The organism is Oceanobacillus indicireducens (genome assembly GCF_014647195.1).
In the GTDB taxonomy this organism is placed as follows: domain Bacteria; phylum Bacillota; class Bacilli; order Bacillales; family Amphibacillaceae; genus Oceanobacillus; species Oceanobacillus indicireducens.
This window is the reverse complement of sequence record NZ_BMOS01000020.1, coordinates 25,001-48,613: the sequence shown is the minus strand read 5'-3', so window position 1 is coordinate 48,613 and position 23,613 is coordinate 25,001. Positions and strand designations below refer to the sequence as shown.

Sequence of the window (23,613 nt, the reverse complement as noted above, 5' to 3'; positions counted from 1 at the left end):
TTACATGTACTAAATATCAATTCATATTTGCTTAATTAAGGAGTGATTTTCAATGGCAGAAAAAAATATTGTGATTATCGGTGCCGGTTATGCTGGTGTTCATGCAGCTAAGAAACTAGCAAAGAAATATAAAAAGGATCCCTCTGTATCGATAACGTTAATTGATCGAGATTCGTATCACACCATGATGACTTCATTGCATGAAGTCGCGGCGCACCGGGTTGAGCCAGATGCTGTTCAATTTGACCTGCGACGACTGTTTAACCGCACGAAGGTAAAACTTGTAACGGATGTTGTTGAACATGTTGATCATAAAAATAAAGTGATTACTACAAAACAAGGTACTTTCAATTACGATTATTTAATCTTAGGTATGGGTGCCGAGCCGAACGACTTCGGTACGCCAGGAGTAAGTGAGCATGGGTTTACACTTTGGTCTGTTGAAGATGCCGTCAAACTACGTCAGCACATTGAAAAGTCGGTAGCCCGGGCCTCCAAAGAACACGATCTGGAAGTACGTCGCGCTCTATTGACCTTTACTGTCTGTGGTTCCGGCTTCACTGGTGTTGAAATGATCGGGGAACTAATGGAATGGAGAAAACGGTTGGCAAAAGATAATAAACTCGACGAATCAGATATTACTTTAAACCTCGTCGAAGCGGCTCCTACGATTTTGAATATGTTGGACCGAAAAAGCGCTGAGAAAGCGGAGCGCTATATGAAGAAAAAAGGTATCAATATTCTAGTGAATTCCCCTATCGTTGAAGTGAAAGCTGAAGAGATCGTTTTAAAATCAGGCGAAGTCATTCCAACTCATACATTGATTTGGACGGCAGGAATAAAGGCGAATTCGGATGCGGAAAATTACAATATGGAAAGCGCTAGAGCTGGACGCTTAAAAGTAAATGAATATATGGAAGCGGAAGGACTAGATGATGTCTATGTCGTTGGGGATTTAGCTTACTATGAGGAAGAAGAAGGCACACCGACACCACAAATTGTCGAGGCAGCGGAACTAACTGCGGGGACAGCAGCCAATGCAATCATCAGTGAAATCAGCGGTGGAGAGAAGAAAGCTTATAAAGGAAAGTACCACGGTTTTATGGTGTCCATCGGCACTAGATATGGTGTGGCCAACTTGATGGGGATGCGTGTCAGCGGTTGGTTGGCGAACTTTATTAAGTACATGGTGGACCTCGTATATTTATTTGGTATCGGTAGTGGATACTATATGTTCCACTATATATTCGATGAGTTTTTCCACTCAAAAGACAAACGAAATGTATTCCGGAATCTTGTCAATCGGTATGGAAACGTGTTATGGAGCATACCGCTACGTATCTTTGTTGGGGGATTCTGGATTGTAGAGGGCGCTACAAAATTATGGGGTGAAGGAACTTGGGAAAAAGCGACATCCAGCTGGTCAAATGTGCCATTACTGTTCAAAGGACTCGGTGAAGATTCATGGATTCTTTCCGACTCCGTGAAAATGCCGTTTGAATGGCTGCAAACCGCAACATCAGGGGCGACTGAAGCAACAGCCGCTGCCAGTGAAGCTGCTTCCGGGGACTGGGCAACACCAATCTTAAGTAGTATGCCTAGTTGGTTCGAATGGATCATGAAAATCATGCTTCCAACGCCAGAAATGGCTATCTTTATGCAAAAAATGATGGTGTTTATTGAACTAGCGATGGGATTGGCGATTCTATTTGGTCTATTTACATGGCTTGCAAACTTAGCAAGTTCCGGTTTCTTAGTCATGTTCACTCTAACTGCCATGCTCGGTTGGGATAAGGTTTGGGCCCTTCCTGCATCAATTGCTCTAATGAATGGTTCCGGCAGAACGTTTGGACTGGACTACTGGGTTGTGCCGTTTTTACAAGAGAAAGTCGGTAACTGGTGGTATGGAAAAGAACGGGGCATCTATAGGGATCATCAAGAATAAAAAACTGTGAAGTAAATTTTAATCATGCCTGTAAAAGGGGAGAGATGGAATTGAAAGAGCTATACCGGATGGTTAAACGTTGGGATATTATTATCGTGATTGCACTCGTCATCTTATCTTTTCTTCCCTTCGTTATTTTTACTTTCATACAGACAAAATATGCCGATGGGGAATCTGTAAGCGTGGCGGTTATTTCTGTAGATAATGAAGAAGTGCAACGAGTCACGCTTACAGGCAATGAAGGTGTTGAAGTCTTTGATATTCTCTCTTCTGACTCGAATTACAATACAGTTGAAGTTGTTGATGAAGAAATAAGGGTTAAATCAGCGAATTGCCCAGATCAGATTGATGTCCATCAAGGTTTTATCAGTAAACCAGGTGAAACAATTGTTTGTCTACCTCATCGGATGATTATCGAAATTCAAACGATGAGTGACGAACCAGTGAGCGACATCATTATCAGTTCGTGAGGAAATATTTTAAAAGTAAAGGGGGAAAGGGAATGACACGAAACGAGCGTCTCGTCTATATTTCATTATTAGCTGCACAAGCCGTCATTATCGGAATTGTGGAGCGAGCAATCCCTTTTCCTTTTGCTTTTGCACCAGGGGCAAAACTCGGACTTGCCAATATTATTACAATTATGGCGCTTTATACCCTTCCTGTAAAAGATGCTGCAAAAGTAGTCGGTATCCGTGTTGTATTAACAGCTTTACTTGGTGGCACCATTTCTACGTTTATGTATAGCTCAGCTGGAGCCATAATCAGCTTTATCGGGATGTGGCTTGTGAAAAAACTCGGACCGAGCCGTGTTAGCTTAATCGGTGTGAGTGCAGCGGGAGCAATTTTACATAACGTCGGCCAATTGGTTGTAGCAAGTTTCATCGCCCAAACATGGACGGTATTGCTATATTTACCAGTGTTGTCTTTCATTGGAATTTTAGCGGGAATCGCAATCGGAATCATCGCAAATTATTTATTACAGCACGTAGAAAAGCTTGATTATTATATGTATTTGCAAAAAATGGAGACGACGAAAAAAGAAAAAACAATAAAGGATGAAGTTTTACAGCAATCATCTATTCTCTATCAGAGTCAAGAGGAGGTATAAATAATGAAAGTACATGCGATGTGGGATAGTTATCCAGAGTTGAAACAAGATTTAGCCGATGTGCTTTCTTTAATAGATTCACGGATTCATGTTCGTAATAAGGCTGTAGAAGAGAGAATCAAAGAAATGGTTTATTCAGGCGGAAAGTTGCTCCGTCCCGCCTTTACATTATTATGCTCGAATATTGGCCCAACCTATAAAAAAGAGGATGCCATCGCAGTTTCAGCAGCAATCGAATGTTTGCATCTTGCAACACTTATTCATGATGATGTCATTGATGAAGCCAGTCATCGTCGAGGTGTTCGGACTATACATGCCGATGAAGGAAATAAAATTGCCATCTATGCTGGTGATTATTTGTTCAGTGTTTGTTTTACAATTTTAGCAAATCATGCAACATCCCTTTCCGATCTAGAATTCAATGCTCGTGGAATGGAAAAAATTCTAAGTGGAGAGCTCGAACAATTAAATTCCCGTTATCAATTTAACGTATCAATTAAAGACTATTTAACTAGAATTGCTGGGAAAACAGCTCAACTATTTGCAATCAGTTTCTACTCAGGAGCGGTATTGAGTCAGTCTTCGCGCAGAGTGACCATGATTTCCAGGAATATAGGCCATAATATTGGTATGGCATTTCAAATTAAGGACGATATTCTTGATTATCGGTCTGATTTTTCAGCACTCGGTAAACCAGTAATGTCAGACATTCGCCAAGGCATATATAATTTACCACTCATTTATGTTCTTCAGAATAAGCCTTCCGTATTTCATGACCTTCTAGCAAAAGGAGAGGCCATGACTGATCATGATCTCGAAGAAGTAATGAACTTAGTTGATCACTATCACGGCTTGGAAAAAGCAGAGCAACTCGCTGAAAAATATACAGATAAAGCAATTAAACAGTTAAAAAAGCTTCCTGATGGTGAATATAAGTCGATTATCCAAGAAGTGATGGCGACTTTGCTTGTGCGAAGTATGTAAGTAATGCTTGGTTAAGTATGGTTCTCACGTTTTGTATCTCATATAAGAAACTATGAAATAAAAATGCTGTGATAACTTAAGCGTCGAGGGCTAGCCACGTCCGCGCTACGCCTTTGTTCTGCAAAGCAACTCGTAATATACCTTCATGCCCGGAAATGATTGCTTTTTCAAGTTATCGAAGCACCCATTTCCGGGTACTCCTTATTAACTCAACTTTCGCACCCTGAAAATATTTAAGCAAATCATCCCAATTAAGTGCTCCTAGCCTTTAAGGGAAAATAACCCTCAGTTGTTTTCTCGTTAAAGTAAGATGAATATGCTGATGGAGGAATAAACCCCGGTTGTTTTCCCGTTAAAGTAAGAAGTACATGCTGAAGGGAAAATAAACCCCGGTTGTTTTCCCATTAAGGTAAGAAGAACATGCTGATGGGAGAATAACCCCCAGTTGTTTTCCCATTAAAGTAAGCTGAATATGCTGATGGGAGAATAAGCCCCGGTTGTTTTCCCATTAAAGTAAGATGAACATGCTAAAGGGAGAATAACCCCCAGTTGTTTTCTTTTCACAAATCAGCCAAAATAGAAGATACAGTGGAAATGTTCGAAAAGGGGATTAAGCCAATGGAAATGATGCTTACCTTTATCATTTTGTTTGTGACTATAATACTTTTTATGGGGAGCCGCTTACGGGCAGACCTTGTTGCGATATTAGCTCTAATGGCATTAGTCATTACGGGAATTCTCGAACCTGCGGAAGCTTTAGCAGGCTTTGCAAATACGGTAGTCATTATGATTGCTGGTTTATTTGTAGTTGGTGCAGGATTATTACGGACGGGTCTTGCCCAGCAAGCTGGTAATCTATTGCTCCGTTTTGCGGGAGACAGTGAAACGAAGCTCTTTTTTCTGTTGATGATTATTGTCAGTTTTGTCGGGGCCTTTATGAGTAATACTGGAACTGTTGCGCTTATGCTGCCGGTTGTGATTAGTATTGCTATTAGTATAAAAAGCAGTCCATCAAAGTATTTGATTCCTTTATCTTATGTCGGGAGTCTAACTGGACTTCTGACGTTGATCGCTTCCCCAGCGAATATCATTGCAAGCGAGACTTTAAGCGAGGCAGGCTACCAGGCCTTAAGCTTTTTCCAAATTACACCGATTGGCATCACGGCTCTCATTGTCGGTATTCTCTATTTATATTTTACAAGAAATCGCCTTCTGCCAGATATAAAAAGTAAAGGAACGAGTGATAAAGCACACCAGCTTTCTCCTAGCCAATTGACGGATGATTATAATTTAGAAGAGAGTCTGTACAGTGTAAAGGTATCTGCTGGGTCCAACATGATCGGGAAAGCCTTGTCACAATTGAAACTGCCTGCAGTTTATCAAATTTTTATTCTTAAAATTGCCAGAAGATCGAATGAAGATTATCGGATTTTCCCGAGTTCCTACCAGCAGATGGCGGGTCCAACTGTTACGATCATGGAAAATGATACGCTTTTACTGAAAGGTTCAAGCAAGATGGTCGAAAAGCTATGTGAAGATTATTCATTGGAGCTTCAGAAAAACGGGAATGAGACAGTTGATTTGCTTTCTAAGGAGCTTGGCTTAGTTGAGGTACTATTGACACCGCATTCCTCGTTTATTAATAAAACGATTAAAAAAATCGACTTTAGAGAAAAGTACAATCTAAATGTAGTAGGCATTAATCGAAAAGGGGATTATGTTCTGCAGAAGATGTCTTCCCAGCGCTTGAAATTTGGAGATGCTTTGCTCGTTCAAGGGGCATGGGATGATATTGAACTCTTAGCAAAGGAAACAAAAGATGTCGTTGTTATCGGTCAGCCGAGGGAGTATGCAGGAAAAGCATCGGCTACTGGCAAAGCTCCAATTGCCGGTTTGATTATGCTGTTCATGGTTCTGTTAATGGTATTTGAAGTCTTTGCACCTGTCATTTCCGTGTTAATCGGTGCCGTGCTTATGGTGCTTACAGGGTGCCTGCGGAATATGGATGATGCTTATAGTGAAATGAATTGGGAGAGTATCATTTTGATTGCAGCAATGATTCCAATGGCTACTGCCTTAGAGAAGACAGGCGGCATGGTTCTCCTATCGGAAGCAATTATTGATTCGCTTGGTAGATTTGGTGCGCTCGGAATACTTGCCGGACTATATTTTTTAACAATGACCTTTGGTTTGTTCATCAGTAATACAGCTACAGCCGTGCTATTTGCACCAATTGCCATGAACGCAGCGTTAGCAATTGATGCAAATCCATATACATTCATGGTTGCGATTGCAGTTGCAGCCAATATGGCATTTTCAACACCGGTTTCCTCACCGACAAATGCCATGGTGATGACGGCAGGAGGCTATAAGTTCTTTGACTTTATCAAAATTGGCGTTCCATTACAGTTGATTTTATTTCTAATTATGATGATTGTCATTCCGTTAATTGTGCCACTATAGGTGAATCCAAGAAGCGCAGTCAGCAGCTTTCCATTTCAAATTGAAAAGCTGCTGGTTTTTCTAACTGTATAGTTTTGTTTTTGAGTCCCAACAAAATCAGTTCATTGTCAGCTCCCTTTATTTCACCGTAATAACAACATCTTCACTTGCCTTTACCTGCTTCAACTTCTGTTTATTTAAATCTTCAATATCATTCATATTTGTAATAAGCATGGGTGTGACAGTACTTGCTGCTTTTTCACCTACCACTGCCAAGTCTACGTCAACAAGTGCATCTCCTTTTTTTACTTTGTCTCCTTCTTTAACATGGATGGTAAACCCATCTCCATCCAATGCAACTGTTTCTAAACCAATATGAATTAAAATTTCTGTTCCATTGCATGCTTTAATCCCTACCGCATGTTTTGTCGGGAACGCTTGTATAATGTCTCCATCAACTGGTGATACCACTTTACCATTAGACGGTTTAATAGCAACTCCATCACCCATCATTTTTTCAGCAAATACCGGCTCAGGTACTTCTTCCAAAGGTATTACTTCACCGTCAACCGGAGCAAATAATTCAATTTCCTGATTCTCTTTCTTTTTAAAAAGCTTCCCAAGCATAGCGCTATCCCTCCATTTAATTTATTACATACATGTTTATAAAAATCACTTTAGAAAGTGAAAACTTGGGAAAATATACCAGTTCATTTTCAAGTGTATTCTGCGTTCGGATTATCACTTTGATTTTATGGTAATAAGCTGGATCAAAATGCAGAGAAATTCCCAAATCTACATCACTTCATACAGCAAGATGTATTGCTACACTTATTGAAGAACAAGGCTATACATCCCTAAAAGTGAAATTTTATATGCATGATGATGATATCAATAAACTGTTGCAAATCGGCTTTTCCAGCAGCTCTCACAGAAAATTACTAGCTGATGATATTGTGACTGTCTTGCAAAAGAAATCAGCTGAGGAAATGAAAGAATTCTTGATTAAAAACTATCCTTCTCACTTTCTATAAAAGAATCCTCTATAAAAAATATTTGCTGATTCAATTATGAATGGAAACCAAGACTGGAGCAACTTTAGTCTTCAGCTTGCAGAGATAGTAGGGTATTTTCTCTGCAAGCTTTTTTCTATGGTTAAAATAACGAAGAAACCGAATGATTACGGTCAATTGGACTTGTTTCCAACATAAAAATATTAAACAACTACTTTTCCATTGACATACTATGACAGTCATAGTAATATACTTATACAAACAATTACTTTGTCTGTCATAGTATTTTATTTGTTATAGATAAGAAGAGTCATTGCAAGGCAAGGAGGGGTTTTGTTGGAAGGAAGAATTTCAGCAGATTTATTGCGTGGTCATACAGACACGATTGTGTTGGGAATACTATTAAAAAACGATGCCTATGGATATCAAATATACAAATCCATCATGGATCGAACAGACGGACTATATCAATTAAAGGAAGCCACGCTTTATTCCAGCTATAAACGATTAGAAAAAGAAGCATGTATCGTCGCCTATTGGGGAGATGAAAGTCAGGGTGGCCGGAGAAAATATTACCGTATTACTGATAAAGGCCGCATACAATACAAACAAAATATCGCCGATTGGGAATTTACTCAGCGGATTTTGAATCAATTATTGAAGGAGGAAGACGATTAATATGATGATAAAAAAATATGTCGATGATTTATTTCACGGATATGAATCAACAGCTGAGCTGGAGGATTTTAAAGAAGAAATCATAATAAATTTAAAGGACCGCATGCAGGATTTAGAAAAAACAGGAAAATCATCTGATGAGGCATTTGCAGAAGCTGTCTCAGAATTAGGTGACATTACAGCAATTGCCGATGATTTAAGCAGAGAAAAAAGGAAGGAGATTATTGGAAAAATGTATGTCGATACAAAACCCAAGCTTTCTGCAGGATATGCCATTGGATATACACTTGCTGCAGGAGTTTTATTGTTTGGAATTATTACGAGTCTAATTACTTATTTTTCTGCAGGAAATAATTTATTCATTGCTATTTCCTCCTTCCTGCCATTCGTTGTACCTGCAGGAGCAGCGTTAACCTACTTAGGTTTAACGACAGAAACAACTGCCAAATATCCGATGGACTGGAAAAGGGCACTTATCTATGCCCTTGCTGTCGGCGCCATTTTATTCGGAATTTCCATCTCCAGTTCACACTTTTTTATGGAAAACAGTGATCCCGCTGCTATCCTGGGGGTGCTGGTTCCTTTTGTATTACCAGGCGTTCTGGTTATTGCCTTCTTAATGCTTACCGAAAAAAAACGGTTCAAACCATGGCTAATGCAGGAGCATGAACGATATCACGAAGCCTACGCAGGCTATTATAAAGATACAGAAGAAGTGACAAAACGCGGAATGCTGTCCGGAGCTTTATGGATTGGAGCGATAGGGGTCTTTCTTCTTATCTGGATATTGACTAATATCCTTTACGCCCTTCCTGTATTCCTATTTGCCATTGTAGGAGAACTCTTAATTGAGTACCGTATGATATCAAAGCATAAACGAAATTCAGCAACAAAATAGTATCCAGACTACAATACTAAATTTTCATCCGTTTTTTACACCCATATTCTAAAAAGAAATGGGTGTTTTTATGTATACATATACCCTTAGGTATTCCTCTGGCCTGTATACTTGATAGCACCTGTAGTTAAGATATATGGTATTTAATATAAACAAAATAATCAAGTGAAATTTTCTAAATAACTAAAGAGTATTGCGACTTCAGAGTATAAGTCGAAACTTACCATAAATAGAGGAAAAGCAATAAGTCACTAGTTTTGATAAACGAAGGTATACTTATGAGGTTATTTGTCATGGGGTGCCATTGCAATTGGTAATGCAATTCAATTCATTCTGTTAATTAAAAATACAATTTCGTTAAAGTGCATGTATTGGAGGAAAGCGAGAAGAGTTATATGGACACATAGATATGCCATGAATTCTATAACGAAAAGCTATAGCTTAATCAATAAATGCTTGCGGGGATGCCTATAACTAGAAGTCGTACGTATTTACATCCCCGCCTTTACATTTTTTCATTGTTGTATAAGTCCCATTTTAATAAAAGTACTAATCTTTTATTACTAAGCCCATTAGTGATGCCAATTGAATAGCTTGGTATGTGGAGACTTTGCAACCTTTGATAGCTTCGAGTGAAACCGTAAGTGAATCAAACTTTGAAGAACTTATATCTATTCCTTTTAGTGATGTCTGTTCGAAGTTTGCTTCATTGAGATCACATCCATCGAATGCAATTCTTTTAAATTTACATTCATAAAAATCGACATTTTGTAAGGAAGACTCTTGAAATATAACCTTTTGAAGTTTTGCATTTCCAAAGGTGGCGAAGTTCAATATGGAATTTTCAAATTTTACATTACCGATAGATGACTCTGGAAATTCACAGCCAACTAACTTACAGTTTATAAACTCTACTCGGTGAATCGATGATTTGCTAAAATCTACATTGGATAAGTCACATTTTTCAAAGCGAACATCTGTTATGTCGCCATTGCTAAAATCCGTATTCGTAAACGTGCTATTTCTTACGACTGCATTATATAGCCGTAAACGATCCACAGCCTCGTTTGTGAAATTAGAATCCGTGATTTCACACATTTCTAGAATCGGGTCTTCTTCGTAAAAGATATCTTGAAAATTTTTTGTGAATAGAGATGGAGAAATTTTAGGAGAATCAATTTTCATGCTTAACTTCCTTTCAGATATACTTATTTAGCCAACTAGCGAGGAGTATATCATAAATAATAGCGGCTAACTAGGATGTTATGATGAAGATCTCATATTCGTTGAAAGAAGAAAAGAAATGCGCAGAAAAGGCTGATGAAAGGGGAAGCCTTTGTAATCCATTCAAGTTTATCTGATAAAGAATTGGCAACATTTCCTTGCTCGTATGGAACAGCTGATAGTCTTATCTATCTGGTTGTAGTCGAAAAGGCTGATGTGTTTTAATAACAAGGGCATCAGGTGGAGTTGGCTCCGCATTTATCCAATTAGTAAAAGCAAGAGGAGAAAAAGTTATTGTGGTTTGTGGGCCGGACAAAGTAGAGAGAGTATAGCGTTATGAAGCTGACGAAGTTATCTTGAGAGGGGATAGCTATGTTGAAAAGATTGGGAAAGTGAAAGTGGACGCCGTTTAAAGTCATTTTAAAATTCATTAATAAATGAGCTCATCATTAAAATAAATACAAGAATCCATATTAAAATCAATGCCTAAAGCACCATCCATGTTGCAACTTCTCTATCATTATCATTGTTCTTGAATGGAATTTGTTTTAAGATTTTATTCTGAAATCAAAAAGTCGTAAAAATCCCCCGGATGATTTCGTTGTATATTTCCAATTTGAGAAGGGAAACGCCGAGTATTTGTAGTTACGATGTAATCGCATTTTTCCTGGATGACTGTAATCCATACGTGAAAGTCATCTTGATCAAACCGATGAAGTGGCTCACTCATTTCTTGACTACCGGCAAATAAGTCAACAAATGTAATCTGGATAGAAATGCCAGCAAAACTAATCATACCTAAGTCTAAATTGTTTGAAAGGTTTTACATAAGGAAAAATCCTTGTAATATGTCGATTTCATGCTATACTTGTAACATTTAAAGCGAATATTATTTTCATATAATCGCGGGGATATGGCCTGCAAGTTTCTACCGGTTTACCGTAAATAAACTGACTATGAAAAGTAGCACAAAAAGGTAATTTTGCCGTTCAGGTTAAAATTTATCTTTTTATTTCGAGTCTATCCGCTCAGAAATTCTTGCTTCTTCATAGTTAGAAGTAAGAATTTCTGGGTTTTTTTATTTACTGAGACTATAAAATAAAGATACTGAGGTATCTAGTGTGCCGAGAAATAGCTACGTCCGCTCTGCGCCCAGCAACTATCAAACTTCACACTCCTGCAATCGATAAAGAAGACTTGCCGAGCGGTCTTTTTGAGGCCTAGTCGCCCTTATACCCTTGTGGTGAAAGTCAACATCGGCTCAAAACTAAAGGAGGGCCGTTTAAATTCGGGCTTAAGCCCAACTCACGTCTACCCCTAAAGGAGCATGTTTCCTTTATCTCATTCGGGTAAAGGGGAAGTTCGATTAAGTTCGCTCACGTATGGGGCAACATCGAACTACCTCCCGTCCTAGGAGGCACAGTTTGTACGTTGCTGCGACTACTGGATGTGCTAGTGCAAATGCTCTTCGGTGGGACGAGTAATCGCAGTCCCAGGTGTTGCGTAACGAATCGCGTTTTTAGCCTGTAAGGGCGTTTACGCCTTAGTATATTGGAAAGGAGATCGTTATGGAACGATTAAAGCAAAAGATTATAAACGAAGGTAAGGTATTGTCTGATTCTGTATTGAAGGTGGATTCGTTTTTAAACCATCAAATCGATCCGGTATTAATGCAGGAGGTTGGGGAGGAGTTTGCTTCCCGCTTTCAAGATGAAAGAATTACAAAGGTATTAACACTGGAGTCATCAGGAATTGCTCCATCGGTCATGACTGCATTACGGTTAGGTGTTCCAACGATATTTGCCCGGAAACGTAAATCGCTCACCTTAATCGATCACTTATATAGTGCAGAAGTCTATTCTTACACGAAACAAGAATCGAACACTATTTCTATATCGAAGGATTACATCACACATGATGATGTTGTCTTAGTTATTGATGACTTTCTCGCTAATGGACAAGCTGCACTTGGTTTAATCGATATGGTAAAACAATCCGGGGCGACATTAGCAGGAGTTGGAATTGTCATTGAAAAAGGTTTTCAAAATGGCAGAAAGCTTATTGAGCAAGAAGGATTCCGAGTGGAATCATTAGCTATTGTTTCTTCGCTTGAAAATGGGAAAGTAACCTTTAAGGAGGATTAACCTAGATGAAAACAGCGGCTTTAGGAATGCAACATGTACTTGCAATGTATGCAGGCGCGATATTGGTCCCACTTATAATCGGCGGTGCACTGGGTCTAACAACGGAACAACTCACGTATCTCGTTGCGATCGATATCTTCATGTGCGGAGTAGCTACCATTTTACAAATTGGAAGCAACCGTTTTTTTGGAATTGGACTTCCAGTCGTTCTTGGCTGTACCTTTACAGCGGTTGGACCAATTATTGCGATTGGCGGAGAATTCGGTATCTCAGCGATATATGGTTCGATTATTGCATCAGGAATTTTTATCATTTTGATAAGCACGATATTTGGGAAGTTAGTTCGCTTTTTCCCTCCGATTGTGACGGGAAGTGTCGTTACGATTATCGGATTAACCCTCATCCCTGTTGCAATTAATAATTTAGCTGGAGGACAAGGGGCTAGTGACTTTGGTTCATCAATGAATCTATTATTAGGATTTGGTACCTTAACGTTCATCATTTTCATGTATCGCTTTTCGAAAGGATTTATCCGGTCAATATCCATTATCATCGGACTTATTGCCGGTACTCTAGTAGCTGCTGTTTTAGGGAAAGTTAATTTTAGTGCCGTCGGGGAGGCTTCTTATTTTCATATGCCGCAAGTCTTTTACTTTGGTATGCCAACATTTGAAATCTCCGCAGTTCTCACGATGTGTCTTGTTGCCATGGTTTCCTTAGTGGAATCTACGGGTGTTTATTTTGCACTTAGTGATATTACAGATAGAACGTTATCGGAGGAGGATTTAGCAAAAGGTTATCGTGCGGAAGGGATTGCAGTATTATTAGGAGGAATTTTTAATGCTTTTCAATATACGGCATTCTCACAAAACGTTGGTCTTGTTCAATTAACGGGTGTAAAAAAACGGAAAGTCATCTTCGTAGCTGGGATTATCTTGCTTGTATTTGGATTAGTTCCTAAAATTGCTGCCGTAACAACGATTATTCCCACCGCTGTATTAGGTGGTGCCATGCTTGCAATGTTCGGCATGGTTGTATCCCAAGGAATTAAGATGCTAGGAAGGGTGATTAGTGAGTCCCCGGAAAATTCGATGATTATTGCCTGCTCGGTAGGGATGGGACTGGGGGTAACCGTTGTACCTGACCTATTCTCTGTTTTACCATCCGGCATCCAAATTTTAACGAATAATGGGATTGTTGCAGGAAGTGTAACAGCGATTGTTTTAAATATTATTTTTAATATACGCCCTTTTACATCTAAACGCTCTTCCCCCGAAGCCGCTCAACAAATGGCAGAACAAAAGGCGCTTTAGTCTCCCTTCTAGGCACCTGACCATTTTCATTCAGGTTAGGTACATGCAGCTCATCTCTGAATAGGATGTAGTGTAAACGACTAAGATTCCGAGGAAAATGTATGTGAATAATCGCTAATTGGCAAGGTACCGAATACAATAACGGATATAATCGGTATAGACAGATATTGATAGAAGAAGCAATGAACATTGCAGTAGTTGAGTTCCTGGACAAATCGTCAAAGTAAAATTAGAGAAAGAACAAGGTATTTGAGTATATGAAGTCGAGATCATAACTGCACAGGGCGTTAAATATGAAGTAGAAGTTGATATGAATACAGGAAAAATTGTAAAGGTCGAAGTGGATTAAAAGCTAAGGCATAATGGGTGGGGAAATTGTATAAGGAATGATGGATAAAAAGGGAATAATAGATGCGTTTTAAATGGAAGAAGACCATTGATCGGATGGTCTTCTTTTTGTTTTTTTAAACAACTTCCTACATGTATTGGATAAGCGACAGATTAGTAAAACTATTGGAGTTAGTTTGCCGAGTAAGCAAGTTAAACACATTTTAACTCAATATAAAACTTTATTCTGGTACCCTAATTATATATGCATCTGGTACTTTTCATTAGACAGAATACTTGTAATAATAAGCATTATGATTTTTATAACTAACTCTGTAACCGTTTTCTCTAAATGGATTATAAATACTGAATAAGAAAGAGGTGACCGCTTAAAAGCTCAATAAGTATCTGGTGAAAAGTTGGAAAATTGGTATATATAGCGCTAGTGCAGCGTTTTAAATTTATTGAAAAGATATAGAAAGGTAGAGGTGGTGATTATTTTATGAATATAAGTGTATTAATCTTGTTTTTAAATGCAACATTGCTTCCCGTTCTTTCTCTTATTATTGTAGTTACGATACTTAGAAAGCAATACCTTCCAGTTATTCGCCAAATGGAAAAAGAAGAAGCCGAACAACTACAGGAAGAAGGAAAAGTTAATGATGCTTATAAAATGGAGAAAAATGCAAACGTAAATTAAGGGGGATACATATGGCCATTGCAATATTTATTATAGTTTTGATTATCTACATCTTTGTTGGTGCTGTAGTAAGTAAATTCGTTAAAAATAGCGATGATTTTTATACAATGGGAGGCAAAGGATCCACAATCCTAATAGTGAGTACATTAGCTGCTACATTTCTTAGTGCTACGACATTATTAGGTATTGCAGGACAATCATATACGGAAGGTCCTTTAGTCTATTCAACACTTGGCTCGTTTGGTTCATGGATCGGTACGTTACTTGCAGTAGTATATATTGGTCGAAAAATGAAAGCATTAGATTGTACAACCATGCCAGATTTCTTTGAAAAGAGATTTAAAAGTAAATGGGTTAGTGTTGTTGCAACAATTATCATGATTATTGGATTAATTGGTTACGGTGTCGTTCAGTTTATCGGAGCAGGTTTAGTATTGAGTGAAATCATTGATATAAGATTTGAGTTAATTATGGTTTTATTTACGATTGCATTACTTGCTTTTACAGCCTTTGGTGGGATGTACAGTGTGGTCATTACAGATACGATAATGCTTTTTACAATGTTAGCAATTACATTCATCATTGCTCCAATGATTATTGGACAAGCAGGCTTTGATCAAATAAAGAATTTATCTGAAACAATACCAGGATATTGGACGTTAGCAGGAGCAGAGGATCGTTCCATTGGTTGGTCTATTTCTCAATTCCTTGTATGGATCTTATTCTTTACTTGTATGCCTGCTCTTGTTTCTCGTGTTTTCCCTGCAAAAAATGACTTTGTTATATTAAAAGTTGCATCGATTGGAGTGTTTTTTGCTCCGCTTATGCAAATTCCTATTTTTATTGCCGCAGGAGGAATGCAGGTACTTGCTCCGAATATAACACCAACAGATAATGTGATGGTTTTTGGATTCATGGAGTTTACTCCACCAGCAATAGCCGGTATTGGACTTGCTGCATTGATGGCTACAGTTCTATCTACGGCATCAACGTTATTTGTCTTAGTTGGTTTCGCTCTTTCTCGAGATCTATACGAAAGAATATTCGAGAAAAAACTTACGGACAGACAAAGCTTGTTATACGCACGTATCGCACAAATCATAGTAGCTGCCGTGGTTTGTCTTATTGCTATTATGCAACCATCCGCTATTTACTGGATTTCTATTTATGCAGGTTCCTTCTTTGCGGTAGGGTGGTTGCCGACAATCATCGCCTCATTTGAATGGAGGCGTATGAATTCTAAAGCAGCATTATCAAGTATGATTATCGGTGTTACAACATTTGTTATCTTTGGAGAACTAATAAGGAGAGGTGTGATGCCTGTTCCTGAGGGTATAGATGAACTTATGCTTGCTCTTGTTTTCTCAGTTGGATCATTAATTATTATTGCTTTATTAACAAAGCCGAATACGTATGAGCTACAGTATTTTACAAAAATGAAGCAAACAAGTATGGCAAAGATCACAATTAAAGAATTTCAGAAAAAGCCAAATGGGCTTGCATTGATAAAGAAACAATATAGACAAGTCATTCTAAGTGCTGTCGCGATTACTTTAATTTCTGTTGCGATATGGGGTTATTTATTTGTTCAGCTAGGGCTGTAATTCTTTATTGGGGGTGAAGGTATTGAAAAAAGTCGAGGAAAGAATAAACTTTAGGAGATTAAAGAACACAATTGATAAAAGTGCAGAAATAGGCGAAATACCTGGAAATGGGTTGAAAAGGCTCGCGCTCTCGGATGAAGACAAAGAAATGCGAGATTTGTTTAAGAGTTGGATGGAGGAAACTGGATTATCCGTTCGTATCGACGACTTTGGTAATATGTATGGAAGAAGAGAAGGAAAAAGGGATCTGGCACCTGTTTTAATCGGGTCTCATTTAGATACACAACCAAGAGGGGGACGTTTCGATGGGATATTAGGTGTTCTAACAGCCTTAGAGGTTGTAAGAACACTTAACGACTATCATATTGAGACAGCTAGACCTATAGAAATTATTAATTTTACAAATGAAGAAGGCGCTCGTTTTGAACCACCAATGATGGCATCAGGTGGTCTAGCTGGTATATTCGAGAAAGAATTTGTATATAGTAGGGTTGATCGAACTGGAAAGAGTTTTGAAGATGAACTAAAACGAATTGGTTATGACGGATTGCAAGAAAATAGAATAAAGGATTTTTTTGCATTCTTAGAGCTTCACATTGAACAAGGACCTGTGTTAGAGAGTGAAAATATTTCTATTGGTGGAGTTGAGGGGATTCAAGGAATGAATTGGCGTGAAATAACAGTAACCGGGGAGGCCGATCATGCCGGTCCTACGCCAATGCATTTAAGAAAAGATGCTCTCGCAGCTGCATCGAAAATGATGAGTGTTATTGAAGAAACAGCAATTAAGTATGGTGTAACGGCAACGGTGGGTCGTCTTTCCGTTACTCCAGATGTTGCAAATTGCGTCCCAGGTGAAGTGGTATTCTCACTAGATGTTCGTCATATGGACAATGATTTAAGAATGAAAACCTTGGAAAAAATGATAGATGAAATGGAAAAGGTAGCGTTAGAACGAAACGTTTCATTTGAAGTTGAAAATTTATGGGACTCAGAAACAACATTATTCAATGAAAAACTTAGAAATTTGATAATGGAAACCGCTGAGAAATATGGATATACAAGTAAAAGCATCCCAAGTGGTGCTGGTCACGATGCGAAGTATATGAATGAACTTGGGCCAACTGCGATGATATTCTTACCAAGCGTTAATGGAAAGAGTCATGATGTATCAGAACTTACCTTAGATGAAGATATAGAAAAAGGGGCAAATGTATTATTTGGTGTAATTAAAAGGTTAGCAAACGATGAGATGAAACTATAAATTCTTTACCGTAGATCGGAATACTTTTATGAAAGAGGGGATCCTGTATGAGTAACATAACATCAAAAAATTTAGAAATAGTAAATCAAGCGATTGATGATTTATGGGAGGAAGAATTACTTTTTCTTAAATCAATTGGATCATTTGAAAGTACATTAGGAAATGAGAAGGAAACGCAAATTTTTATTAAGAAACATTTAGACGACATGAATTTAACAACTACTCTGTTTTCACCTGATCCTAAACGTCTTTCCGCTTATGAAAATTATGGAAAGCCTGAATGGGATTATGAGGACCGGCCAGTTTTAGTTGGGGAATGGAAATCCGATGGAGAAAAACTGGGAAAAAGTTTAATTCTTCAAGGTCATATTGATGTCGTAAGTGCAGAACCAAAACAATTATGGGAAGAGGACCCATTCATACCAACCATCATTGACAATAAAATGTATGGACGAGGGATATTGGATATGAAGGGCGGAGTAGCTGCGGCTATCTATGCAGTAAAAGCACTACAGAAAGCAAATATAAAATTGGGCGCAGACCTCCTAATTCAAACAGTAATTGAAGAGGAATGTACAGGAAACGGAGCACTAGCATTACTAGATAAAGGATTTGTAGCAGATGGTGCATTAATACCTGAACCAACAGAACTTCGCGGAATTCATTCGCAATTAGGTGTTATGTGGTTGAGAGTGAAGGTGAAGGGAAGCGGGGCTCATGTCGAACGAGCAGAAATGGCGCAAAATGCGATTAATAAGTCAACAATACTAATTCAGGCGCTGGAAGATTACAGAAAGCATATTAATGCTCAACCAAAACATCCAGATTTTACCCATCATTCTCATCCTTTAAATGTAAATGTGGGAGTCGGATATGGGGGAGACTGGCCTTCTAGTGTTCCTAATGAATATACATTTGAGGCAAGGGTAGGGTTTTATCCAGGAACTGATCCATCAGACGTCCAAGAAGAAGTAAAGCAATGGTTGTTAAAAGCCTCTGAACAGGATGATTGGCTAAAGGAGAATCCACCGGAGATTACATTTTTTGGTTTTCATGCACTAGGATATACAATATCTAAAGATAGTGAGCTTTTTAACCGTATAGCTTCAGCACATAAAAAAACAACAAATGAAGAAATGGAATCATTGGCATTCACTGCGACTACTGACCTTCGTGCATTTGGTGAGTTTGGTATACCTGCAACGTGTTATGGACCAAGCGGAGCCAATATGCATGCACCAAATGAATATATTGACTTAGATAGTCTTAAAACTGTAACAAAAACAATTGCTGCATTTATTTTAGATTGGTGTAAGGAGAATAACTAGGACATCATTTAATAGTTAAATAACTTAGAGAAAGACAAGTTCATTAGTCCAGCAAAATATTGTACTAGTGAACTTGTCTTCTCATTTATTATCTTATGCTGCTTTTTTACTTTCTTTTTTTGATACCCTACTCTTACCTAAAAAGCTAGTTTAAAATGAAATGGGCTTGCTTTGAGAGAATGAAACTACTCATTAATGTATTTCTTGATTTTTTAATAATCATGATAACAATGCAAGCTTATTAAAGGCCTATCCATTCATTCTAAAATAGGATTGATAAGTTGAAACTCTCCTTCTCTTTTTATAAAAACTGTATTTATAAGATTACAACCGCCAAGCAGCTTGTTTGGGCTGTTGGCGGATATTTAAAATAAGCTTATAGATTTCCAATTGATAAATATTTCGTTTCTAAATAAGGCTCGATTCCCTCACTGCCACCTTCACGGCCGATTCCACTTTCTTTCATTCCTCCAAATGGTGCATGTGCAGCAGATGGTGCTCCGTCGTTCCAACCGACAATTCCAAAGTCTAGGTTTTCATTTAAATAAACCCCTGTACGGTAATCATTTGTGAAGAAATAAGATGCTAAGCCAAAAGGTGTGCTATTGGCAATCTTGATTGCTTCATCTAATTCTGTAAATGTGGTGATTGGAATGACTGGGCCGAATGTTTCTTCTTGCATAATATTCATATCTTCTTTTACGTCTTTTAAAACAGTTGGATGGATGAAGAAGTACCCTTTTTCTTGGTTAGCATCGAATTCGTTACCAGCTAGGACCTCTGCACCTTTATTCACCGCATCTTCTAGCTGAGAAACAACTTTATTGAAGCCGTTCTTATTAATAACAGGACCGACATCTATATCTTCATGCAATCCATTTCCTACTTTCAGCCGACTCACTGCACTTGCTAGTTTTTGAGAGAATTCATCTACAACGCTTTCATGTACTAAGACGCGGTTTGCACAAATGCACGTTTGTCCCGCATTTCGGAACTTTGAAGCGATGGTTTGCGTTACGGCAAAATCGATATCTGCATCCGCTGCAACGATAACTGGTGCATGTCCGCCAAGTTCCATTGAAACATGCTGCACTGTATTTGCACTCTTTGTAATGAGTGACTTACCTACTGGAGTGGACCCTGTAAATGTGATTTTACGGATGTAAGGACTACTTGTAAAAATATCACCAATTGTTTTACCACTACCATTTACGCATTGTACCACATTTTCTGGAATCCCTGCTTTATGAGCAAGTTCGATTAACTTTATTGTTGTTAGTGGTGTCTCTGCAGCTGGTTTTACGACAAATGTACATCCTGCAGCAAGTGCCGGGGCTGCCTTTCTCGTCATCATGGCTGCTGGGAAGTTCCAAGGCGTAATCGCTGCGACTGGACCAACTGCTTGACGTGTAATGATAATTCGCTTTGTTTCAGTGTTTGCCGGAATGGTCCGTCCGTAAAGACGTTTTGCTTCTTCAGCATACCAATCGATATAACTTGTTGCATAGTCGACTTCACCGAGCGACTCTTTAATTGGCTTTCCACTTTCTAGCGTCATCACCTTAGCGATTTCTTCTTTATTTTCCTGAATAAGGCGAGACCAACTTTGTAATAGCCTTGAACGCTCATGGGCATTGACAGAAGACCATGCCTTAAAGCTTTCGTGGCTTCTTAAGATAGCTTGTTCAACTTCTTCATTGGTATTTGTTTTTACTTCTTCGATTAACTCACCTGTTGCTGGATTCTTTACTGAAATATATTCTGTCAATGTTAATTCCTCCTATCGATTAGCGAAAGCATCTTCAAGAATTGCTAATCCTTTGTTTAATTCTTCATCTGTTATTACAAGTGGAGCTAAGAAGCGAATGACATTTCCTTTAATTCCGGCGGATAATAACAGCAAACCATTATCGTTTGCATATTTAGCAATTTTAGCTGTCGTTTCTTTATCTGGATTTTTATTTTGACGGTTATCGACAATTTCAACAGCAACCATCGCACCTAGACGGCGGATCTCACCGACAAACGTATACTTCTCCTGTAGTTCTGTAAGTTTATTTTCAATCTTTTCACCAACAATTTCCGCCTTGGCAGGTAGATTCTCTTCTTCCATAATATCAATGACTGCTAATGCTGCGGCGCATGCAACAGGGCTTCCTGCATACGTTCCACCAAGTTCTCCAGGATTTGAGGCATCCAGAATTTCTTTACGACCAACAACGCCACTTAGTGGAAGACCAGCTGCAAGGGATTTCGAAACCGTAATTAAATCTGGCACTACATCGAAATGATCAATTCCAAAATATGACCCAGTACGTCCAAAGCCAGTTTGGATTTCATCTGCTACAAAAACAATGCCATGCTCCGAGCAAAATTCTCTTACCGCTTGCACGAACTCTTTAGGAGGGATAATGAATCCACCTTCTCCTTGAACTGGTTCCATAACGACACAAGCGACTGTTTCCGGTGCAACCGTTTCCACAAAAAAGTCTTTAAAATCCTGTATGACCTGGTCGGTATATTCTTCTTCCGATAATGATTCTGGTCTCTGATACGGATAAGGGAATGGAGCTTGATAGACTTCTGGTGCGAAGGGGCCAAAGCCAAACTTATAAGGCTTTACTTTGCTCGTCATGCTCATCGTCATGTTGGTACGACCGTGGAATCCGCGAACGAACGAAACAACCGCTTGTCTACCTGTATATTTACGAGCTACTTTGACGGCATTTTCCACTGCCTCTGCACCTGAATTTAAGAGTAGTGCTTGCTTTTCAAAGTTTCCAGGTGTAATTTTGCAAAGTTTTTCGGCAAGCTCAATATAGCCTTCATACATCATAACGTTAAAGCCGGGATGTAAAAATTTATCAATTTGTTCTTTAACTGCTTCCGTTACTTTCGGGTGTGTGTGTCCAACGTTTAAAGTACCAATCGCCCCTGCGAAGTCGATAAATTCATTTCCCTCGATGTCCGTAATTGTCGAGCCTTGTGCATCCCGTGCAATGTGTAAGTTTCCATTACTAACCCCACGAGGGATATATTTATTTCGTTTATCTTGCAACTCTTTTGTACTTTTAGTTAATGCATCCATTTTGTAATGCCTCCCATTTTCAGTATTTATACTGATATTATAAGATTCTGTTATAATGAAAAGTACCAGAATTATAATTAACATGGTACCAGAAGGAGAGGGAGAAGTTGATGATGTTAATCAAGGTTGATCGAGATAATACTGGAAAGCATATCTATCAGCAAATCTACTTGGAAATGAAAAAGAGTATTTTAGCAAATAAATTGGCTCCCGGTGAGAAGCTTCCTTCTAAAAGAAAGCTAGCACAAGAGCTGGGAGTAAGTAATAATTCGGTTACGAACGCGTATGAACAACTACTTGCAGAAGGATATATTTATACCGTGGAAAGAAAAGGGTATTATGTGGAAGATATTAAACAATTTATGAGTCTGCAAGAGTTTTCCATGCGACCGGATTTCCCCGATGATTTGAAAGAAAAAGAGACGTATGAGGATGATAAAGAAGGCTGGATTTCTTTATCACATATGTCGACAGACCTTTCGATATTTCCCTTTAAAGCATGGATGAAATGTGAAAGGATGGCAATTAAACATCACAAAAAAGAGCTATCAGAAATATCTCACCCACAAGGTCCTTATCTTGTCAGGCAAACGATAGCTCGCCTTATCGCTGTTTCCCGCGGAGTGGTGTGTGAACCGGAACAAGTGATAATCGGACCGGGAACCCAGCCGCTTCTTTGGCAAATAATGAATATGTTACCATCTGGAATTACGACAGCTATTGAAAACCCAGGATACTCTAGGCTTTATCAACAATTAAAAGATACGAATCATCAAGTTGCCCCCATTTCTTTAGATGATAAAGGGATTGATGTGAAAGAGGTGAAAGAACTTAATCCAAATCTTTTAATTATCACTCCATCTCATCAATTCCCAACAGGAATAATTATGCCGATCTCTAAAAGGATGGAATTGCTGAATTGGGCAGTGAACCAGGAGAATACTTATATTATAGAAGATGATTATGATAGTGAATTTAAATATGGTACAGATAACATCCCTTCTTTACAAAGTTTAGACAGACATCAGCGTGTTATTTATACAGGGACTTTTTCAAAAACAATGATGCCAGGCTTACGAGTTAGCTATTTCGTCTTGCCTCCTGCTTTGTTAAGGGAATATCGACGTAAATATTCTAGTTGGATTCAAGGAAGTAATGTGCTCAGTTTATATACGCTTCACTACTTTATTGAAACTGGAGAATATGCTAAGCATATTAAGCGGATGAATAACAGCTACGAGGAAAAGCGAGAGTTGTTAGTTGAAGAATTAAAACGAAAATTTAAGAAGGATATTCATATTAAGGATATCCGAGCCGGCTTGCACTTTCTAGCTGAGTTTAAAACGAATAAGACATATGAGGAGGTCGCTCAGCTGGCGAAGAATAAGAAGCTTGAGTTGTATCCTTTAACTCGGTTCATGCTAAAGGAAGAGCAAGTTGATAGGGGGAATAAAATTGTGCTTGTGTTAGGATTTGCTAATATTTCTAGAGAAGAAATTCCAGAAGCGGTCGAACGATTGTATGAGATTCTTAAAGAAGATTGAATAAGG

20 protein-coding genes, 1 pseudogene and 1 riboswitch are annotated in these 23,613 nt (G+C 38.5%); of the genes and pseudogenes, 16 read left to right on the top strand and 5 right to left on the bottom strand.

What is annotated here, in order from left to right:
• The first annotated feature begins 52 nt into the window (after positions 1–52).
• The 5 genes from IEX94_RS13240 (at position 53) to IEX94_RS13220 (ending at position 6,503) form a co-directional block, all read left to right on the top strand.
• Positions 53–1,945, top strand: a complete 1,893-nt coding sequence (locus IEX94_RS13240) for an FAD-dependent oxidoreductase (protein WP_188858115.1) — start codon at positions 53–55, stop codon at positions 1,943–1,945.
• Positions 1,946–1,995: 50 nt separating this feature from the next.
• On the top strand, positions 1,996–2,415 hold the full coding sequence (locus IEX94_RS13235) for a NusG domain II-containing protein (protein ID WP_188858112.1): 420 nt from the start codon (positions 1,996–1,998) through the stop codon (positions 2,413–2,415).
• Between the two features lie 32 nt (positions 2,416–2,447).
• A complete protein-coding gene (locus tag IEX94_RS13230) occupies positions 2,448–3,056 on the top strand; it encodes a Gx transporter family protein (protein ID WP_188858110.1) in 609 nt (202 codons plus the stop codon).
• Positions 3,057–3,059: 3 nt separating this feature from the next.
• On the top strand, positions 3,060–4,040 hold the full coding sequence (locus IEX94_RS13225; RefSeq protein ID WP_188858107.1) for a polyprenyl synthetase family protein: 981 nt from the start codon (positions 3,060–3,062) through the stop codon (positions 4,038–4,040).
• A 549-nt stretch (positions 4,041–4,589) separates the two neighbouring features.
• Positions 4,590–6,503 carry an SLC13 family permease gene (locus IEX94_RS13220; protein WP_308425606.1) on the top strand — a complete coding sequence of 638 codons (1,914 nt, stop codon included), beginning with the start codon at positions 4,590–4,592 and terminating at the stop codon, positions 6,501–6,503.
• Between the two features lie 117 nt (positions 6,504–6,620).
• Here the strand turns inward: IEX94_RS13220 and IEX94_RS13215 are convergent, their stop codons facing one another.
• Positions 6,621–7,109, bottom strand: coding sequence for a PTS sugar transporter subunit IIA (locus tag IEX94_RS13215; RefSeq protein ID WP_188858102.1), 489 nt, complete (start codon positions 7,107–7,109; stop codon positions 6,621–6,623).
• A 248-nt stretch (positions 7,110–7,357) separates the two neighbouring features.
• Here IEX94_RS13215 and IEX94_RS13210 point away from each other — a divergent pair, with 248 nt between their 5' ends.
• The 3 genes from IEX94_RS13210 to IEX94_RS13195 all read left to right on the top strand — a co-directional run bounded on the left by IEX94_RS13210 (position 7,358) and on the right by IEX94_RS13195 (position 9,071).
• Positions 7,358–7,516, top strand: a complete 159-nt coding sequence (locus IEX94_RS13210) for a hypothetical protein (protein WP_188858099.1) — start codon at positions 7,358–7,360, stop codon at positions 7,514–7,516.
• A gap of 312 nt (positions 7,517–7,828) precedes the next feature.
• Positions 7,829–8,173 carry a PadR family transcriptional regulator gene (locus IEX94_RS13200; RefSeq protein ID WP_370459795.1) on the top strand — a complete coding sequence of 115 codons (345 nt, stop codon included), beginning with the start codon at positions 7,829–7,831 and terminating at the stop codon, positions 8,171–8,173.
• 1 nt (position 8,174) lies between these two features.
• Complete coding sequence (locus IEX94_RS13195) at positions 8,175–9,071, top strand: permease prefix domain 1-containing protein (protein WP_229782719.1); 897 nt, start codon at positions 8,175–8,177, stop codon at positions 9,069–9,071.
• 549 nt (positions 9,072–9,620) lie between these two features.
• Here IEX94_RS13195 and IEX94_RS13190 read toward each other — a convergent pair.
• Together IEX94_RS13190 and IEX94_RS13185 are read right to left on the bottom strand one after the other, a co-directional pair.
• The gene (locus IEX94_RS13190; RefSeq protein WP_188858095.1) at positions 9,621–10,256 is read right to left on the bottom strand and encodes a pentapeptide repeat-containing protein; all 636 of its coding nucleotides are present in this window, start codon (positions 10,254–10,256) and stop codon (positions 9,621–9,623) included.
• Positions 10,257–10,851: 595 nt separating this feature from the next.
• Positions 10,852–11,091, bottom strand: a complete 240-nt coding sequence (locus tag IEX94_RS13185) for a PIN domain-containing protein (RefSeq protein ID WP_229782718.1) — start codon at positions 11,089–11,091, stop codon at positions 10,852–10,854.
• Between the two features lie 79 nt (positions 11,092–11,170).
• Positions 11,171–11,272: riboswitch (purine riboswitch) on the top strand.
• 591 nt (positions 11,273–11,863) lie between these two features.
• On the opposite strand from IEX94_RS13185, the gene IEX94_RS13180 reads away from it, so the two are divergent.
• The 7 genes and pseudogenes from IEX94_RS13180 to IEX94_RS13150 all read left to right on the top strand — a co-directional run bounded on the left by IEX94_RS13180 (position 11,864) and on the right by IEX94_RS13150 (position 18,975).
• Positions 11,864–12,439: a xanthine phosphoribosyltransferase gene (locus tag IEX94_RS13180; protein ID WP_156857309.1), complete on the top strand. Its 576-nt coding sequence runs from the start codon at positions 11,864–11,866 to the stop codon at positions 12,437–12,439.
• A gap of 5 nt (positions 12,440–12,444) precedes the next feature.
• Positions 12,445–13,752 (top strand): nucleobase:cation symporter-2 family protein, encoded by a 1,308-nt coding sequence (locus IEX94_RS13175; RefSeq protein ID WP_156857310.1) that lies wholly within the window; start codon positions 12,445–12,447, stop codon positions 13,750–13,752.
• 265 nt (positions 13,753–14,017) lie between these two features.
• Positions 14,018–14,101 (top strand): annotated as a pseudogene (locus IEX94_RS20320) (hypothetical protein); the annotation flags it as partial.
• Between the two features lie 480 nt (positions 14,102–14,581).
• A complete protein-coding gene (locus IEX94_RS13165; RefSeq protein WP_156857311.1) occupies positions 14,582–14,779 on the top strand; it encodes a hypothetical protein in 198 nt (65 codons plus the stop codon).
• 11 nt (positions 14,780–14,790) lie between these two features.
• Positions 14,791–16,383 (top strand): sodium:solute symporter family protein, encoded by a 1,593-nt coding sequence (locus IEX94_RS13160; protein WP_188858093.1) that lies wholly within the window; start codon positions 14,791–14,793, stop codon positions 16,381–16,383.
• 13 nt (positions 16,384–16,396) lie between these two features.
• A complete protein-coding gene (locus IEX94_RS13155) occupies positions 16,397–17,647 on the top strand; it encodes a Zn-dependent hydrolase (RefSeq protein ID WP_373290833.1) in 1,251 nt (416 codons plus the stop codon).
• A 47-nt stretch (positions 17,648–17,694) separates the two neighbouring features.
• A complete protein-coding gene (locus IEX94_RS13150) occupies positions 17,695–18,975 on the top strand; it encodes an ArgE/DapE family deacylase (protein WP_188858091.1) in 1,281 nt (426 codons plus the stop codon).
• A gap of 376 nt (positions 18,976–19,351) precedes the next feature.
• Here the strand turns inward: IEX94_RS13150 and IEX94_RS13145 are convergent, their stop codons facing one another.
• Both IEX94_RS13145 and gabT read right to left on the bottom strand, forming a co-directional pair.
• Positions 19,352–20,743, bottom strand: coding sequence for an NAD-dependent succinate-semialdehyde dehydrogenase (locus tag IEX94_RS13145; RefSeq protein WP_188858089.1), 1,392 nt, complete (start codon positions 20,741–20,743; stop codon positions 19,352–19,354).
• A 12-nt stretch (positions 20,744–20,755) separates the two neighbouring features.
• Positions 20,756–22,063, bottom strand: coding sequence for a 4-aminobutyrate--2-oxoglutarate transaminase (gabT, locus tag IEX94_RS13140; RefSeq protein WP_188858087.1), 1,308 nt, complete (start codon positions 22,061–22,063; stop codon positions 20,756–20,758).
• A gap of 107 nt (positions 22,064–22,170) precedes the next feature.
• Between gabT and gabR the strand changes: the two genes are divergently transcribed.
• The gene (gene gabR / locus IEX94_RS13135; RefSeq protein WP_444544165.1) at positions 22,171–23,607 is read left to right on the top strand and encodes a MocR-like transcriptional regulator GabR; all 1,437 of its coding nucleotides are present in this window, start codon (positions 22,171–22,173) and stop codon (positions 23,605–23,607) included.
• Positions 23,608–23,613 lie beyond the last annotated feature (6 nt).